We start from the raw sequence: 17,508 nt of genomic DNA, 5'->3' as shown, positions 1-17,508 counted from the left end.
TCCCACAACCGATCCTGACATAGCGAAACCCCGCCCGGGTCGCGCAATTCTGCGTCAATTTCATCCGGTGCGGAGACTATTTGCTAGACCAATGTATAGAAGATGCCGGATTGCCACTTCTTGACTTAGCGCAATCGGATTGCGGAATATTTCACCCGCGACACAACCCAAGCGGGATGAAAGCGAATTTTTGCAAATAAAAAAGCGCGCCGATCTTGTGGCGCGCTTTGCATTTTACCTTTTCATGAACTTAGCCGACCGGCGACCAGCCGTCGTCTTCGCGCAACTCTGCATTGGCAATGTCATCGGCGGCATTGTTCTGCCCGCGGAAGCCGGTTGCAATCAGATAAGCTTCCGGGCTTTCGGGGCGTGATGCCGGTGGTTTGGCATGTTTGGATACGCGGAAGTTCTTTTTGACCCGATTCAAAAGATCATTTTCCGTACCGCCCTTGAACACCTTGGCGATGAAAATACCGCCCGGTGCCAGAACTTCTTCGGCAAACAGCAATGCATGTTCGACCAGATCGATAATACGGATATGGTCGGTCTGGCGATGGCCGGTGGTTTCGGGCGACATATCGGAAATCACAGCATCAACCGGCCCATCAAGGGCCTGCTTGATCATGTCGGGTGCTGCCGGGTCAAGGAAGTCGGCCTGCAAACAGGTTGCACCGGAAAGACCTTCCCATTCCAGAATATCAAGCCCGACGACCTGACCGCGTCCCTGTTTTGAACCGACCATGTCAACCGCAACCTGCGTCCAGCCGCCCGGTGCCGCGCCAAGGTCGACAATGCGCATGCCCGGACGCAGCAGATCGAACTGATTGTTGATTTCAATCAGCTTGAAGGCCGCACGCGACCGATAGCCAAGGCGCTTGGCTTCCTGCACATAGGGATCGTTCAGTTGCCGGTCGAGCCAGCGGGTCGAGGAAATCTTGCGTCCCTTGGCACTTTTGACGCGCGTCCGCAGCCCGCGCCGTGCGCCGGTATCGATCGCAGCAATGGCTGAACCCTTGCGGCGGCGCGTCCCGCCTTTTCCGCTGCTATTGTCGGTCATGTTCTTTACCTGAACTGAAACGTGTTAAAGGCCAGTACGATCCGATGGCGCGATGCCGATCATGGATTGGCCGAGATATGGGACACTGTATGACGTCGCGCATCGCACGGGTCAATAGCATGACCGTCTGCGCGCATCAAATCGACCAAGATTCCCTCGCGAAGGCCACGATCGGCAACTTTTAGCGTCGCCAAGGGCCAGATATCGCGAATCGCGGCAAAGATCGCCGCCCCCGCATCCATCAGCTCGGCCCGCTGATTCCCGATGCAGGGATGGCCTTTGCGTTTGTCAGCTTCCATGCGCAGCAGCAATTCGGTGACGCGTTCCGCATCATCGAACCGCAAATCCGATCCATCAACCTTGTGACGTTCGTACCGTTCAAGGCCAAGCGCAATACCGCAGAATGTGGTCACGGTGCCCGATGTACCAACCATCTGCACCTTGCCATCGTCAAGAATATCCGAGCAGCAATTGCGGCTGGCGAAATCGCGCAGGCGGTCGCGAATTTCAGTGCGCATTGCTTCGAACCGTTCGCGGCGCTGCTCGATCCCGGCATAACGTTCGGTCAGGCACAGAACCCCGCAGGGCATCGAAAGCGTTTCAATGCACTGGGTCTGGCCCATATTGTCGACCTTGATCCAGCAGATTTCCGTGCTGCCACCGCCAATGTCAAACACCACCGCATATGGGCGCTCGTCAAGCAAGGCAGAGCAGGCCTGAAGTGCCAAACGGCTTTCTTCGTCCGGATTGATGATTTTAAGTTCAATACCAGTTTCGTCAAAGACCTTCCGGACAAATTCATCGCGATTTTTGGCCGTCCGACAGGCTTCTGTCGCCACCGCATGCAGTTTTGCACCGGGATGCTTGCGCAGTTTTTTCGAACAGACCTTTAACGCGTCAATCGCGCGATCCATTGCCGCCTGACAAAGATAACCTTTTTCCCGCACACCTTCGCCAAGACGCACAACGCGCGAAAACGCGTCAATCACCTTGAACCCGTCTTTGCAAGGGCGCGCGACCAGCAGACGGCAATTCGAACTGCCCAGATCAATCGCGGCATAAAGCGGGGGATGACTGGTCGTGGGGTGCAGCGGGCGATCCACAACAAGGCTGTCGGCAGGCAAACTCGATGATGGCACAACGCACGGCGCATCCATCACGGCATTTCCGGCCATGGCAGCACCGCCTTCAGGGCGGATAGCCCTGTGCGTGTCGCTATGGGGAGATACCTGTTTCACCTGCTCTGATCTGCCTTGCTTGTCGGTTACAAATTCTTTGATCGCATCAACACGACAATTATATGACGTTCCCGCGAATCACACATATGAGTTTACCGACAATGTTGCACAAGGCAAATCCCGTATGCATTTAACTCATGGAGCAGCGGCTTCACCCCCGTGCCCAAAGACGTAACGGGCAAAAAAGGTCTTGCCAAAGTGCCATCGGTTTAATAAATAGCGGCCCACGCCACACAGCGTTCAAGGCTCTGTTGGGGAATAGGTTAACGGTAGACCTACGGACTCTGACTCCGTCAGTCCTGGTTCGAATCCAGGTTCCCCAGCCAGCCTTTGCTTGCTTTGCAAGCTATGGTGAGGTTCGTCTCGTACAAATATGTACCGAACAGTAAATCGCACCAAAACCCCTGCTGGGGAATAGGTTAATGGTAGACCCGCGGACTCTGACTCCGCTAGTCCTGGTTCGAGTCCAGGTTCCCCAGCCATCTTTCTGATCTGCATATCCCGAACCTTTACGATTTTTTTTTGCAGCACAAAGCCGTGATTGTCTTATGTGGTGCAACAGTCCTTTTCCTGTCAGGCAGGAAAGCCGGGAACGCAGAGAAAAGATATTTCACGCTTTTTGGAACCTGCCGCCTATGCGGCACGTTGGGCTATCACGATCTGTGACAAATCACAGGCAACGAATGCACATTTGGCAACAAAGGAGCATGAGATGCTTACCGATATGTACCGATCCCGAAACGCTTCCCATCCGACCATCATCGATCGTGTTGATCCGGTAATCTGGTCCGATCATGGCCATTGCCCGATGATCACGGCCGAGGATGAGAAGTTTTATGAAAAGAACGGATTTCTGTTTCTGAAAAATGTTTTCAGCGATGGGGAAATCGCCAAGCTCCGCCGCGAGGCAGGGCTGGTCGAAAATTCCGACCCGACCGACGAAGAGGTCATCTCGGAACCGGGCAGCGACGAAGTCCGTAGCGTTTTCCGTGTTCATGACAAAAGCGATGTGTTTTCGAAGCTGATATCAGATGACCGCTTGGTCGCGATTGCCGAACATTTCCTTGATGACGATGTTTATATTCATCAATCACGGGTCAATTTCAAACCTGCCTTCAAAGGCAAGGAATTCTTCTGGCATTCGGATTTTGAAACCTGGCACACCGAAGACGGCATGCCCCGCATGCGTGCCCTTTCGATGTCGATCACTTTGACGGATAACTCGGCCCATAATGGCCCGTTAATGCTGATCCCGGGATCGCATAAAAAGTTCATTTCCTGCGTCGGAGAAACTCCCGATCAGAACTACAAAAACTCGCTCAAGATACAGGAAATCGGCACTCCTGATCAGAAAAACCTCTCGGAAATGGTCGATGAGAACGGGATTGTCGCACCAGTCGGCCCCGCCGGGTCGGTTCTGATTTTCGAATGCAACACACTGCACGGGTCGGGCAACAACATCACCCCCTACCCGCGGTCGAACCTGTTTTTCGTTTATAATGCGATGTCAAACAGGCTGGTTGCGCCATTTGGTGGTACGAAGCCAAGACCGAACTTTCTTGCCGCGCGCAAAGATATTGTTCCGGTACGTAGCGGCCGTCAAAAAATACAGGCCGCCGAATAACCCGCTCAGGATGACAGGAAGCAGGGCGGCGACGCTCCCTCCGCCCTGTTGAAATCGCCGGTTGCCTTTTCGCTTACCGGGCGTATGCCAGCCTCGGTCAGGATGATATCGACCGGAATGTCATATTCATGGGGAAAGATATCGGCGATGCGCGTGGCTTCAAAGCCGACACCGATAACAAGTGGACGAACCGCCATCGCGGCAAGTGTCCGGTCAAAAAATCCGCCACCATATCCCAACCGATAGCCACGACCGTCAAATCCGACCAGTGGCGCGATCATGACATGGATAGGCACGGCTTCTTTGGTCCCGACCGGTTCGGGAATGCTTGCAAAGCCCGGGGCTATTTCGGTTTGCGGTGTCCAATCATGAAAAATCATCGGCTGTGCCTTAGCCGGTACGACTGGCAAGGCAGCCTTTCCGCCGCGCGCGATATGATCGACAATCACCGGGCGCAGATCGATTTCATTCTGGATCGGCCAGTAAAAGCCGACCGTCGCCTTTGGCCGTTCGGCAAGAATGGCCGTCATTCCATTGCAAACGGATACGGACCATTGCCTGTGGATGGCCGGATCGATACTGCCGCGCCATGCCAGCAACTTCTTGCGCACACTCTTGCGCCACTCAGATATTACGGCATCGTCTGAAACATTAGGCGGGGCGGGCAAAATGATCCGGGTCATGGGGCGTAACCTGATGGCGATGTCGGAAACGGGCGTGATAGACAAATTTAACGCAAAAAGGCCCTGAAACGAATAACGCGCCGGAGACCGGCGCGTTAACGGTTGTCAGCAAAAGCTGCAATCCAAAATCAAATTACATGATGGAGAGTTCTTCTGCCGACATGCGGCCGTTACGACCTTCAATCAGCTCGAATTGAACCTTCTGACCCTCATCAAGTCCCTGCAAACCAGCGCGCTGAACAGCGGTGATGTGCACGAATGCATCCTTGCCGCCTTCGTCCGGGGTGATGAAGCCATAACCCTTGGTCGCATTGAACCACTTAACCGTTCCGGTAGCCATATCCGTAGTCGTCCTTAGTTTTGGTAATCGCATTTCCCAAGCGCGGAAAATGCTTAAGTTACGTCCCTGCAATACGCTTTTGAACCAGCGTTAGAAACCTCAACCAGAAGGCAACAACACAGACCAAAGATGCACTGCATCGTTTCAACATTTACGCGAATTTGGACCTTCACGCAACGAATTCGTGTTTGAAGTTCTTTATTCAACCCTGATGGTTAGCCGGTATTTTGCGAATATTGCTTGCTGATCGACGTTCAACTTTCAGCACAACCTGATCGCGCCGGGGGGGCACATTGATTTCGAACGAATTTCAATTTTGACCTGCCTTGTCGTGACAAGCTACCGCCTGGCAACCTGATCAAGATCAGTGAACCCGGCCCAAACGCTTGTATTTCCCTTGGCTTCAGACGGAAGCGGCATTATTCGAACCACATTTTTCCGACCTCAGATCCTTCACCATTCCCATTCAGCCCCCCCACACGCAAGAAGGCAGGCCGGATCAATCTGGCCATACCGGATTTAACAAGCAACAGAGCGGGCCATCCGTCGCATCAGGCGCAACGGCCAAATGTGAACATTTTCACAAAATTGAACATAGAAAGATTGTTTTTCAATGCCCCACCATATGTCAGAAATCACTTTATTGCACCGAGTCCCTCGATAGTTTTCCAAAACCAAACGAGAGGCCAAAAGCGAATCACATGGCGCTTGCCCCGGCTCCACACGAAGTACCACCCGCAAATACACGATGCTTTCCCCGAACAATAAAACGGGAATATAAAACATCAATATTCAATCAAAAGAACCAACCACCTGTAGCCGTTAGGATTTCTGGCGTCCCTGTCCGTTCGTATTTCGAATGTTCGATTTTGTCATAATTGTTGACGCGGTTTCTCGTGACAAGCAGAGGCAATTCGGTTGAAGATAGAAATAAATGTGTGAAAAGCAGCACGCAGTCACAACATATTAAAAAAACGAGCAAACCGGATAATTCCGGACGGATTGGGACATAAGCAGTTGGTAAAAAGGTTAAGCCGAAGACCGGATCGGAAAACATAAATTGACTGCCACGACAAAGATCGCCAATCCACGCGACATTGCGCACAATGTCATGACGCTGATCTCCGAGTTGAATCTGCAGCCCACGCCGCAGGTTTATCACGTATTTTACAGCTATCTGACCGATGAGATTCCCGAACTGAGCCAACTGATCAAGGTCTTGATCCGCAACACTCAGGAATTGGATGAAGAAACCGTTTTCCGGATTTACCACAAATTCCTTGGCACACATGCCCTGCAACAACGACTGAATATGGGGGTCGAAGGATTACAGGCTGCGGTAGAACGGGTCGAAGAAGCTGTTCACAGCGTCCTTCGTGAAACCGAAGGCTTCTGCGAGCATCTCGACAATGCGTCAGATCGGTTAAGCTCGGACGATATCACGCTTGAAATCGCGCGCGATGTCACACGCGGACTTTCAAGTGCCACCCGCGATGCGCATGGCCGTTATAGTGAATTCAACGGTTGCCTTGACGAGTACCACAATGAAGTTCGCCGGGTTCGCAGCGAACTGGAACTGGTCCGCCGTGATGCATTGACCGATACCCTGACCGGGATAGCCAACCGTAAGAATTTTGATGCATCGCTTCGTGATGCGGTCACGACAACGATGGAAACCGGCGCCCCGTTAAGCCTTTTGATGATCGATATTGATCATTTCAAAAACTTCAATGACAATCACGGCCATCGTGCCGGGGACGGGGTTTTGAAGGCTGTTGCACGGGTTCTGGTCAATTCGACCAAAGGGGCGGATACCGTTGCGCGTTACGGTGGCGAAGAATTTGCCGTCATCCTGCCCGACACGACATTGGAAAACGCCACGAAGCTTGCCAACAAATTGCGCGACAATGTTTCAGGTCAAAGAATTATCAACAAGAAAACAGGCAAGGATTTCGGTAAGTTAACCGTTTCAATCGGCTTGACGTCTTATAAGCTTGGCGAGAATATACTGGAGTTTGTTGACCGTGCTGACGGCGCCCTTTATCAAGCCAAACAGGAAGGCAGAAATACCTGCATTATGATAATGTGACATATCTGTCAGGTTGAGACTGGAAACATCGATACGTTCTCCCAACCTTATCGGTATGAGAATATGGACACTACCAGTCCCGGGGGCTGCTGCAATAAACTGACCGTCAGCCCTATCGCAGGAGCTGACGATAAATCAGACCAGCAGTACCAATCCGGGCGGAGCAAATAAATGAACAAACCGATGCGCGAACGGAAACTTGATCTTGAACACAAGGTCTTCAAATCGTTCGAGGAATGCCATTTCCAAAAGTCCGACCTTTCGGAAGAGGCTCTTTTTGTGCTGAAAATGGCCGAAGGATCGGTTGTATCCCTGCCCCTTAAGGCGGTTTGCAAGGAATTCGGGATCGACCCGGATTCAAATGATGGTGAACTGATCGGCCTTGTCGACAAGTCACTGGATTTCGTCAATGTGCTGCGCCCCGGCGATGATTTGCCGCTCGAAGTTCTGACGGGCGAGGCGTCGTGGGATGTCGATGAAGATCACCGTGCAATCGCCTATAACCGCCTGACCATGCAGCTTGTCACCTGGATGTCCGGGAATGAAGAACTGATCACTGATCCCGAACAGCTGATGCAGATCGCCGAAGACCCCGGCACCAAGAAAAAGATCAATCAGGCATTCGACGAAGTCGCCGATAAACTCAATATCGGCCGCGAAAACCGCGAGGAAGTCGTCAATCTGGTTCATCAGGTTGCCGAGGAACTTTCTTATGTCGAAACGCTGCGCGACAAGTACCGCAATGTGAAAAAGATCGACACGAAGCTGCAGGAACTGCGCCGTATCTATGCACATGAAAAGGGCGTTCTGGAAACGGTCACACAGGTCATTCGCCTTATTGATGATGCGATGAAAAAGTTTGAAACCAGCTTTGACGAGATTGACGCCAATACCGGCGAAATCATGTCAGTCCTGCGTAACTTCACGACCCAGCGCCAGTATATCCGCAACAAGCGCGATGATCTGTATCGCCGTCTGCGGGCATGGGAACCGCTTTTTGAACGCTGGGATACGATGGCACTGGAACGGGGCGCACCGGCGGTGCGTCTGGTCCGCGATACATATCAGTTCCTTGCCCCACGTTTCATGAAGGTCAAGGAATGGCTGATGATGACAAAGGTGCAGGACGGGATTGTCGCAGGCCAAAGCTTCAAGAACGAAGACGAACGCATGGGCGCTCTCAAAGGCAAGATGATGCAGTGGTAACACTGATCCGACCTTGATCTCCCTGCCCTCAATTGCAAAAGCGCAGCCAATGCCGCGCTTTTTCTTTTGGGCGTTAAAGTCGTCCCTATTGCTTCATGATCTTTAGCGCGACATGCCCATCAATCATGGTAATCGACTTTTTCGAAGATGCCGGTACCGGCACGCGCACATCAATGCAATAGGCAATCAGGGCTGCCGCCAGTTCTGCACCTGCCGCCGGGACAATTATCGGGTCACCATGATCGGCAATGATATTGAGCCGTGCGGCAATTTCAGGAGATTTTTCAATTTCAAGCCTCCCGATCTGACCGGGCGGCAACGGCTTTCCGGTGCGGCGGCGATATCCGACCAGCGCCTTGATCAGCTCGCTTTCCTCGAAAATGATGCAGCGCAATTCGCGCATAATGGCTCTTCCTGCAAATAAACTTATACAACGATATAAGGCAGGATAATCCGATTTAAAGAGGTTTTACAAACAAATAGGCCCCTAGCTTGACGCCAGCCAGATCCCGACCGCGATCATCAGCGTCCCGGCGATCCGGTTAAGGATACGGACATTGCCGCTTTTTTCCAGAAAGTGTCGCAACGACCGGCCGCCGGTCGCATAAAGCGTCATGCAAATCAGTTCTGTCACCAGAATGATTGCCACCAGCACGGAAAGCTGCGGCGCGATAGCATGATCCAGACTGATAAAGGGTGGCAATAGAGCCACCATAAACGCCCAGCCCTTCGGATTGGCAATCGCAGTCACAAACCCCTGAGAAGCAAGCGCAAACGGTGTTGCCGGGCGGGAGGCATCAATTTCAGCGTTAAATGCCATGCGTCCGCGCGAACGCCACATCTGGATACCCAGCCACGCCAGATAGGCACCACCCACATATTTGAAAACAGCAAAGACCGCCGGATATTCCAGCATCACCGTTGCAACACCAAGGGCCGAGGCCACCACGACAATCCCCACGCCGACAAGTTCGCCCATCATCATCCAGACGGTACGGCGCACGCCAATCGTCATTCCCATTGTCAGCGCAAGGGTCATGCACATGCCCGGCGTGATCGAGACAAAGAAGGCCGTCGGGATAAAGGCCCCGATCAAAGACAGGCTTACCATCGTGTATATCCGTAAGTTGGTGGCGGCACTTGATACGAAACGTTATCGGAAAATTTTCTGGGGCATTTCGCATCGATACTGCAACAGATAACCAAGAATTTGAACACTTCAAGCGCAATCTTTGGCTTGGGTGGTTTGCCATTCTCGTATTTGATCAATGTAGCTCTATCCTATGCTGCACGCCGCCATATGGGCCCGCGACAATACCGTCGCGCTAATTTCCCCCCTTAAAAGCGCATCAAAGATACAAAAATTACTTGACCTTGGCGGGCCGTCCGATGAAATTGGGTGCGTCGCCAGCACAGCCTGGCACTTCGATACCATTTGATGAAGACCGATGACCGCAGACATTTGCAACATTCCTGCAATTGCCGATCGCACCGAAGCCGATGCTTCGCGTGTCTTTGTGCTGTCTGCTCTAAACCTAATTCTCGGTCTCCTTGGTCTCGCAGCGCTCGGGTCGCTACGACTTACCCGCCCCTGAGCGTACGAAGACGGTTCGGATTACCAAATAGGTCAATCCATTTACCGCAGCTCAGGGGAACAAGTCGCGCCACAAGGCCCGCACTCTTTCCAAATTGACGTTTCAAATTTCGGGCAAAGTCCCGCTTGATCAGGAATTACGGTAATGGCTAGTGCTAACGACAATCGCGTCATCATTTTTGACACCACCCTGCGTGACGGCGAACAGTCCCCGGGTGCATCAATGACGCTCGATGAAAAACTGCGTGTGGCACACGCATTGGCAGAAATGAAAGTCGACATCATCGAGGCAGGCTTTGCCATCGCATCGAATGGCGACTTCCGGTCAGTCAATGAAATCGCCAAACAAATCAAGGGCCCGACCATCTGTTCGCTGGCCCGCGCGGCCAAAGGCGACATCGAACGGGCCGCCGAAGCATTGGAACCGGCAGAAAACAAACGCATCCACACCTTCATTTCCACAAGCCCCCTGCATATGAAATTCAAATTGCAGATGGAACCGGAACGCGTTCTGGAAAAGGTGATTGAAAGTGTCACACTGGCACGCAAATTTACCGACGACGTTGAATGGTCGGCCGAGGACGGATCGCGCACCGAGCATGACTTCCTGTGCCGTTGCGTCGAAGCCGCGATTGATGCCGGTGCCACCACCATCAACATCCCGGACACCGTCGGCTATACCACGCCAACCGAATATGCCGACCTGATGACCATGCTGTTTAACCGTGTGCCGAATATCGACAAGGCCATCCTGTCGGTTCACTGCCATAACGATCTGGGCATGGCGGTCGCGAACTCGCTGGCGGCTGTCCATGCCGGTGCCCGGCAGATCGAATGCACGATCAACGGTCTGGGCGAACGCGCTGGCAACGCGGCACTGGAAGAAATCGTCATGGCGCTGAAAACGCGCAACGATGCCTTCCCGTATGAAACCGGGATCGATTCAACCAAAATCATGAACGCATCACGTCTGGTGTCGGCTGTATCGGGCTTCGTCGTACAACCGAACAAGGCAATTGTCGGCGCAAACGCCTTCGCCCATGAAAGCGGCATTCATCAGGACGGCTTCCTGAAGAATTCCGAAACCTATGAAATCATGAAACCAGAAAGCATCGGCCTGAACAAATCAAGTCTGGTGATGGGCAAGCATTCCGGCCGTCATGCCTTCAAGGAAAAGCTCAAGGAACTGGGCTTTGCCGAACTGGGCGACAATGCCATCGAAGACGCGTTCGCCCGCTTCAAGGAACTGGCCGACAAGAAGAAAGAAGTCTATGACGACGACATCGTCGCACTGGTCGATGATGGCATGCGTGATAACGAACATATCAAGTTCGTGTCGCTGGCTGTCACCTGTGGCTCCAAAGGTCCGCAGACCGCCGAACTGGAACTGAATGTGAATGGGGAAACCCGCACTGCCAAAACCACCGGTGATGGCCCGATTGATGCAACCTTCAACGCCATCAAGGCAATCTATCCGCATGACTGGAAGCTGAAACTCTATCAGGTTCATGCTGTCACCGAAGGCACGGACGCACAGGGTACGGTTACCGTCAAGCTGGATGGTGAAGACCGCACCGTGGTTGGCAATGCATCGGATACCGACACCGTTGTCGCATCCTGCGTGGCCTATGTAACCGCGGTTAACAAGCTGATCGAGAAAAGCCAGAAAACGGCACCGGACGCCATGGCTTCCTGATCAGGCATTCTGCATTTTGAGAATAGAAGGGGTGGTATTTGCCGCCCCTTTTTCCGTTTCAGGGCTGGTTTCCGTCAGGTACCCCCGCTTTTTAGCAGGTATGATTGCTGTGAACCCGCGCATTCTGTGATACATTATGCCTCTTGAACGAAGGGGCCAAAGCCATGACCATGCAGCCTGTTCTTCAGTTTCATCACCGATCTGTTGCCATTACGATATTGGCGTTTTGTGCAGTCGTGATTGTCGCTATGACGCCACACGCAAAAGCCGCTGCGATTAATGATGTGCAGAAAATCGACATACCATCTCAACCTTATCCGATAAGCGGACTGCGGCAGCGTTTGATTGACGCGGGAAAAGCCATTCCCGAAGTCGATAGCAGCCTGCAATTCGATATTCCCGGCCTCTATTACCCGCCTGTGGATGGAAACGCTAAAACCGCAGCGGTAATTGCTGTTCCTGATTGTGACGACCGTTTTCCGGAAGACTGGATTACCGCGCTGCATGATGCAGGCCTTGCGGTTCTTCGCATATCGCCTGGAAAAGCCCACCCGTCACAAAGCTATTGCACCGCTGGTACACTTGATAATCCGAAACACGGCGTGACCTATTGGGCCTTTGATGCACTAAGCGCTCTTGACTATCTGGCTGGACAGGATGGTATCGATCCTGATCGGATTGCGATTTTCGGTTACGGATACGGTGCGGCTGCGGCCCAATTCGCGATCTATCGCCACGGTCACGCCAAACGATTTGATCAGCGGTTCGTCTCGATGGTGGGACTGCGTGCCCAATGCATGTCGGAAATGGATAATTTCGTTCCCGCATTGCTGGTGACGGTAACGGGGGATCGGCTAAACCCGCCGGCATGGTGCCAGTGGCGGATGGATCGGGACCTGCATGCGGATCGCGAACCGGTAATGTTTAAAATGCTTCAAAGCAATGAAACACCGGAAAAACAAGCGACTCGCAAATTTCTGAAAGTGGAAACCGGACCCGAGACAACTGCCCTGATCATGGATTTCCTACTTAAAACTGGAATAATTCTCAAGGAAGATAAACCTTGAATGAAAACGCCAACACCATATGGCGGATCATCTTTTTGCATCTTATTTCAAGTCTTGTGACCCGTCTTAATTATTCCTCAATTCCCTGAGCAGATTATTCGTGCATCGACTGGCGCGTTACGCTATCAAAGCCGGTACATTCGTATTCAAGATTTTACTATTAACCGGGGCATAGGGCAGGAATGTTTTCCAAGCTTCTTGGGGTTTTATCCTCCGACATGGCGGTGGATTTGGGCACCGCCAACACACTGGTTTACGTCAAAGGGCGTGGCATCGTCCTTAACGAACCATCCGTGGTAGCCATCACCGACGAAAAAGGCAAGAAACAGGTACTTGCCGTCGGGGAAGAAGCTAAGCAGATGCTCGGGCGTACGCCCGGTTACATTCAGGCCATTCGCCCGCTGCGCGATGGCGTGATTGCCGAATTCCACATCGCCGAAGAGATGATCAAACACTTTATCCGTAAAGTGCATGGCCGTCGCAACTTCGCAAGCCCGGAAGTCATCATTTGCGTTCCGTCTGGCTCGACCGCCGTTGAACGCCGCGCCATTCAGGAAAGTGCTGAAAGTGCCGGCGCCCGCAAGGTCTGGCTGATTGACGAACCGATGGCAGCCGCCATTGGCGCGGGTCTTCCGGTCACCGAGCCGACCGGCTCCATGGTTGTAGACATCGGCGGTGGCACCACCGAGGTCGCAGTCCTGTCGCTTGGCGGTATCGTTTATGCCCGTTCGGTGCGTGTTGGTGGCGACAAGATGGACGAGGCGATCATCGCCTATATCCGTCGCACCCATAACCTGCTGGTAGGTGAAAGCACCGCAGAACGCATCAAGAAAGAAATCGGTTCGGCCTGCGCACCAGACGATGGTGATGGTGCAACGGTTGAAATCCGTGGCCGTGATCTGATGAATGGCGTTCCGAAGGAACTGATCATTTCCGAACGCCAGATCGCAGAAAGCCTTGCAGAACCTGTTTCGGCAATCATCGAGGCGGTGAAAGTCGCCCTTGAACAGACCCCGCCGGAACTGGCAGCCGACATCGTCGACAAGGGTATCGTTCTGACGGGTGGTGGCGCAATGCTTGGCAATCTGGACTATGTCCTGCGCCATGCAACCGGCCTTCCGGTTTCGATTGCCGATGATCCCCTGTCCTGCGTTGCGCTTGGTACGGGTCGTGCACTCGAAGAAAAGAAGATGCTTCGCAACGTGTTGCACACCGCCTACTAAGGCGAAATGGCAAAAAACATCTCACCGGGTCATGTCCTGACTGGACGCGACTCGGTGATTTCGTTAAGGTTGAATATCCCACGGGGATTTCGGGACAACTTTTCTGATCTAATGCGGGGAATATAGTGGCTCAGCATGGCGGTCCGCAGCAGCGTATCTTTTCGCCGTTACGTACGGCGCTTCACCGCTTCGCCTTCATCCTTCTGATTGTTTCGGCGTTTGGCCTTATGCTTCTGGGCAAGGCTGATACCGTTCTGATCGAAAGGATACGAGCCGCTTCGGCCGATCTTGTATCCCCGATCATGAATGTTGTTTCCCGTCCCGCCGCCAGCATCAACGAGCTGACGGAACAAGCGACCAATATCTTCAATCTCTATGAACAGAACGAACGCCTGCGTCGCGAAAACCGCGAATTGCTGGCGTGGCAGCAGGTTGCCCGTAATCTGGCGCATGAAAATGCCCGCCTGCGCGACCTTGCCGATTATACAAGCCCGCCGCCATTGCGCCTTGTCACCACCCGCGTGATTGCCGATATGGGCGGTGCCTATGCGCACAGCCTGATGGTATCGGCCGGTTCGCGCGATGGCGTGATCAAAGGACAGGCAGTTATGTCCGACGAAGGGCTTGTCGGACGTGTTGCCGAAGCAGGCTATCAGGCTTCGCGCGTTCTGTTGATTACAGACATCAATTCACGCGTCCCGGTGATTGTTGAAAATTCGCGTGACCGTGCGTTTCTGTCGGGCGACAACACAGACCGCCCGCTTTTGACCTTCCTGACTGCGGATGCGGCGGTTGCGCCGGGTGATCGCATTCTGACATCCGGTCATGGTGGTGCCTTCCCGCCTGGCATTCCGGTTGGTGTCGTTTCATCCGTTTCGGAAAATGCCGTGCGTGTCGCGCCACTGTTCCGCCGCCACCAACTTGAATATCTGCGCGTCGCGGATTATGGCCTGCAAGGCATCCTGAGCGATCAGGCCATGCGCCGTGATCAGCAGAATGATGGCGTTATCCCCAACGGTGTTGGCATCGTACCCAATGACGGGAACGATGCGGCAGCAAATATGCCAACGCTTGGCCCCGCACAGCCAACGGATCGACTTCCGTGAAGCCCGGTGTCTGGCACAGGCTGGATATCATTGCGCGAGGCTTGTTTCCGGCATTCAGCGTTTTCATTCTGTTGCTGTTTAATCTGCTGCCGATCAGCGTGCCATTGCTCAGCACCGCATCACCTGCATTGCCTTTGATGGCAGTATTTTACTGGTCGGTGAACCGCCCGGATTTGCTAACCGCGCTGACGGCATTCTTTCTTGGACTGTTGCAGGATTTGCTGACAGGCCTGCCCCTTGGCGTCAGCTCGCTGGTCTTGCTGCTCGTGCAGACCGGATCTGCAAGCCAAGGCCGTTTTTTCCATAACAAGCCGTTCAGCGTAATGTGGTGGGGCTTTGCATTGGTCGCGATCCCGGCCCTGCTGGTTCAGTGGCTTTTGAGTTCGGCATTAATCGGGGCCTTCTTGCCGATCAAGTCGACATTGATTAGCTATGTACTGACTGCGGCACTTTTCCCGCTTGTTGCATGGGTTCTGGCACGGGCGCAAAATACGCTTCTGCGCCATATCTAGAACAGCACCAGCTGGATCAATATTGATGTTTTGGCAATAGCTACCGGCTATGTTTGAAAGACAGTTTTCAACATGCACCGCACAGGATAAAACGGGCACGCAAGTTTCCGGAATTCCGTCGGGGCACTCCGACCAGCAGGTTTGACGACGCCGATGTGGCACCGTGACTCAGACAGATATCGCATGTTTACCCGCCGCGCCCTGATGCTCGGCGCGGGGCAGGGTATATTGCTGACCGGTCTTGCCGCACGCATGTACTATCTGCAGGTAATGGAAAGCGACCGTTACAGGGTCCTTGCCGATGAAAACCGGATATCCCATCGCCTTTTGCCGCCACCGCGCGGCCTGATTACCGACCGTTTTGGTGCTCCGGTCGCGGTAAACCGGCAGAACTATCACATCATGATCGTTCGCGAACAGGCGCAGGATGTTCGGAGGACCCTGGAAATTCTGGGTCAGATCATCGAACTTGGCCCCGACACCATCGAACGGGTTGAACGTGACGTCGCGCGCAGACGGTCCTTTGTCCCGGTTACGGTGCGCGACAATTTAACTTGGGAAGAAGTTGCACGCGTCGGCGTTAACGCCCCGGACCTGCCCGGTCTGATCATTGATGCCGGTCGTTCGCGCGATTATCCCGAAGGTCCGCATCTGGCGCATACTTTGGGCTATGTGGCGGCCGTGTCGGAAAAAGAACTGACCGGCGATCCATTGCTTGAACTGCCCGGGTTCCGGATTGGCAAAAGCGGGATCGAGAAAGTTTACGATCTGGCACTTCGCGGCAGTGCTGGCACCAGCCAGGTCGAAGTCAATGCACTTGGCCGTGTCATCCGCGAACTTGACCGCGAAGAAGGCGACAGTGGCAACACGGTTGTCATGACCCTTGATCTTGAATTGCAGCGTTACGCCAACCAGCGCCTGTCAAACAAGGAAAGCGCATCTGCCGTTGTGCTTGATATTCATAACGGCGAAGTGCTTGCGATGGCATCGCATCCGACATACGACCCGAACGCCTTTACCAACGGCATTTCGCACAAGCTATGGAACAGTCTGGTCAATAACGAATACGCACCACTGTCTAACAAGGCCGTCACCGGTACCTATGCACCGGGTTCGACATTCAAGATGTGTGTCGCCCTTGCCGGACTTGAAGCCGGTGTGGTTACAGCCAATCAGCGTTTCTTCTGCCCGGGTCACCTTGATCTTGGCAATGCACGGTTCCATTGCTGGAAACGTGGCGGGCATGGCTGGGTCGATATGCATGACTCGATGAAACATTCCTGCGATGTTTATTACTATGAAATATCGCAAAAGATCGGCATCGACCGCATCGCCGCCATGGCCAATAAACTGGGCCTTGGCGAATTGACCGGTATTGACCTGCCCAATGAACGTTCCGGCCTGATCCCGACCAAAGACTGGAAGGAAATCCAGCTCGGCAAACGCTGGCAGGGTGGTGAAACCCTGATTTCGTCAATCGGCCAGGGATACGTTCTGGCAACACCGTTGCAACTGGCGACCATGGTTGCACGCATTGCATCGGGCAAGGCTGTTAAGCCGCATCTGACACGCGATCATGTAACCGCAGAAGGCATCACCAGCCGGGCGAATGAGGAATTCCCCGGACTTCAGGTCAACCGTGCCCATCTGGCACGTATTCGCGATGGCATGAATGGTGTCACCAACGAATTGCGTGGCACGGCACACCGGTCGCGGATTGATATCAAGGGCATGGAGATGGCCGGAAAAACCGGCACCAGTCAGGTCCGCCGCATTACCATGCGCGAACGCCAGACCACCGGCGTTCTTGATAACGCCGATCTGCCGTGGAAATACCGTGACCATGCGCTGTTTGTTGCCTTTGCGCCGGTCGACAATCCGCGCTATGCCTGTGCGGTTGTTGTTGATCACGGCGGATCAGGTTCGGGCATCGCCGCACCGATTGCGCGTGACATTCTGATAAAGGCGCAGGAACTGAAATCCGCACGCCCGGGCATATCTGCGGCCAACATTCAATCCACCGCGCAATTGTCGCGCCCGTCACAGACAGACCGCGAAGAAGAAGGCTAGAAC

General features: G+C 53.6%; 15 protein-coding genes and 2 tRNA genes. 11 read left to right on the top strand and 6 right to left on the bottom strand.

The window, feature by feature from the left end; all coding sequences use genetic code 11:
• Positions 1-250: 250 nt before the first annotated feature.
• Complete coding sequence (locus ABIE64_RS01525) at positions 251-1,057, bottom strand: RlmE family RNA methyltransferase (RefSeq protein WP_007090790.1); 807 nt, start codon at positions 1,055-1,057, stop codon at positions 251-253.
• Positions 1,058-1,116: 59 nt separating this feature from the next.
• A complete protein-coding gene (locus tag ABIE64_RS01520; protein ID WP_223305027.1) occupies positions 1,117-2,295 on the bottom strand; it encodes a Ppx/GppA phosphatase family protein in 1,179 nt (392 codons plus the stop codon).
• A gap of 252 nt (positions 2,296-2,547) precedes the next feature.
• On the opposite strand from ABIE64_RS01520, the gene ABIE64_RS01515 reads away from it, so the two are divergent.
• The 3 genes from ABIE64_RS01515 to thpD all read left to right on the top strand — a co-directional run bounded on the left by ABIE64_RS01515 (position 2,548) and on the right by thpD (position 3,919).
• A tRNA-Gln gene (locus ABIE64_RS01515) sits at positions 2,548-2,621 on the top strand.
• An 82-nt stretch (positions 2,622-2,703) separates the two neighbouring features.
• Positions 2,704-2,777, top strand: a tRNA-Gln gene (locus ABIE64_RS01510).
• Positions 2,778-3,007: 230 nt separating this feature from the next.
• Positions 3,008-3,919 carry an ectoine hydroxylase gene (gene thpD, locus ABIE64_RS01505; protein ID WP_071240531.1) on the top strand — a complete coding sequence of 304 codons (912 nt, stop codon included), beginning with the start codon at positions 3,008-3,010 and terminating at the stop codon, positions 3,917-3,919.
• Positions 3,920-3,924: 5 nt separating this feature from the next.
• On the opposite strand, the gene ABIE64_RS01500 is transcribed toward thpD, so the two are convergent.
• Together ABIE64_RS01500 and ABIE64_RS01495 are read right to left on the bottom strand one after the other, a co-directional pair.
• Positions 3,925-4,602, bottom strand: coding sequence for a 5-formyltetrahydrofolate cyclo-ligase (locus tag ABIE64_RS01500; RefSeq protein WP_071240349.1), 678 nt, complete (start codon positions 4,600-4,602; stop codon positions 3,925-3,927).
• Between the two features lie 133 nt (positions 4,603-4,735).
• Positions 4,736-4,942: a cold-shock protein gene (locus ABIE64_RS01495; protein WP_007090786.1), complete on the bottom strand. Its 207-nt coding sequence runs from the start codon at positions 4,940-4,942 to the stop codon at positions 4,736-4,738.
• Positions 4,943-6,002: 1,060 nt separating this feature from the next.
• Here ABIE64_RS01495 and ABIE64_RS01490 point away from each other — a divergent pair.
• Both ABIE64_RS01490 and ABIE64_RS01485 read left to right on the top strand, forming a co-directional pair.
• A complete protein-coding gene (locus tag ABIE64_RS01490; protein WP_063093496.1) occupies positions 6,003-7,031 on the top strand; it encodes a GGDEF domain-containing protein in 1,029 nt (342 codons plus the stop codon).
• A 171-nt stretch (positions 7,032-7,202) separates the two neighbouring features.
• Positions 7,203-8,237 carry a hypothetical protein gene (locus tag ABIE64_RS01485; protein WP_341363557.1) on the top strand — a complete coding sequence of 345 codons (1,035 nt, stop codon included), beginning with the start codon at positions 7,203-7,205 and terminating at the stop codon, positions 8,235-8,237.
• A gap of 85 nt (positions 8,238-8,322) precedes the next feature.
• Here ABIE64_RS01485 and ABIE64_RS01480 read toward each other — a convergent pair whose 3' ends face one another.
• A complete protein-coding gene (locus ABIE64_RS01480) occupies positions 8,323-8,640 on the bottom strand; it encodes a hypothetical protein (RefSeq protein WP_007090783.1) in 318 nt (105 codons plus the stop codon).
• A gap of 84 nt (positions 8,641-8,724) precedes the next feature.
• Positions 8,725-9,348, bottom strand: coding sequence for a LysE family translocator (locus tag ABIE64_RS01475; RefSeq protein ID WP_007090782.1), 624 nt, complete (start codon positions 9,346-9,348; stop codon positions 8,725-8,727).
• Positions 9,349-9,976: 628 nt separating this feature from the next.
• On the opposite strand from ABIE64_RS01475, the gene ABIE64_RS01470 reads away from it, so the two are divergent.
• From ABIE64_RS01470 to mrdA, 6 genes are all read left to right on the top strand, one after another.
• Positions 9,977-11,527, top strand: coding sequence for a 2-isopropylmalate synthase (locus tag ABIE64_RS01470; RefSeq protein ID WP_007090781.1), 1,551 nt, complete (start codon positions 9,977-9,979; stop codon positions 11,525-11,527).
• Between the two features lie 164 nt (positions 11,528-11,691).
• On the top strand, positions 11,692-12,594 hold the full coding sequence (locus ABIE64_RS01465) for an alpha/beta hydrolase family protein (RefSeq protein WP_354376447.1): 903 nt from the start codon (positions 11,692-11,694) through the stop codon (positions 12,592-12,594).
• Positions 12,595-12,776: 182 nt separating this feature from the next.
• Complete coding sequence (locus ABIE64_RS01460) at positions 12,777-13,817, top strand: rod shape-determining protein (RefSeq protein ID WP_007090779.1); 1,041 nt, start codon at positions 12,777-12,779, stop codon at positions 13,815-13,817.
• Between the two features lie 125 nt (positions 13,818-13,942).
• Positions 13,943-14,923, top strand: coding sequence for a rod shape-determining protein MreC (gene mreC, locus ABIE64_RS01455; RefSeq protein ID WP_071240345.1), 981 nt, complete (start codon positions 13,943-13,945; stop codon positions 14,921-14,923).
• Positions 14,920-15,435 carry a rod shape-determining protein MreD gene (mreD, locus tag ABIE64_RS01450; RefSeq protein ID WP_007090777.1) on the top strand — a complete coding sequence of 172 codons (516 nt, stop codon included), beginning with the start codon at positions 14,920-14,922 and terminating at the stop codon, positions 15,433-15,435. Before mreC ends, mreD begins: the two co-directional genes overlap by 4 nt.
• A 183-nt stretch (positions 15,436-15,618) precedes the next feature.
• On the top strand, positions 15,619-17,505 hold the full coding sequence (gene mrdA / locus ABIE64_RS01445) for a penicillin-binding protein 2 (protein ID WP_354376446.1): 1,887 nt from the start codon (positions 15,619-15,621) through the stop codon (positions 17,503-17,505).
• The last annotated feature ends 3 nt before the right edge of the window (positions 17,506-17,508 follow it).

Source organism: Thalassospira sp. MBR-102 (assembly GCF_040549275.1).
In the GTDB taxonomy this organism is placed as follows: Bacteria; Pseudomonadota; Alphaproteobacteria; order Rhodospirillales; family Thalassospiraceae; genus Thalassospira; species Thalassospira xiamenensis.
The sequence above is the reverse complement of the archived record's forward strand: the minus strand, read 5'-3'. Positions and strand labels throughout refer to the sequence as shown.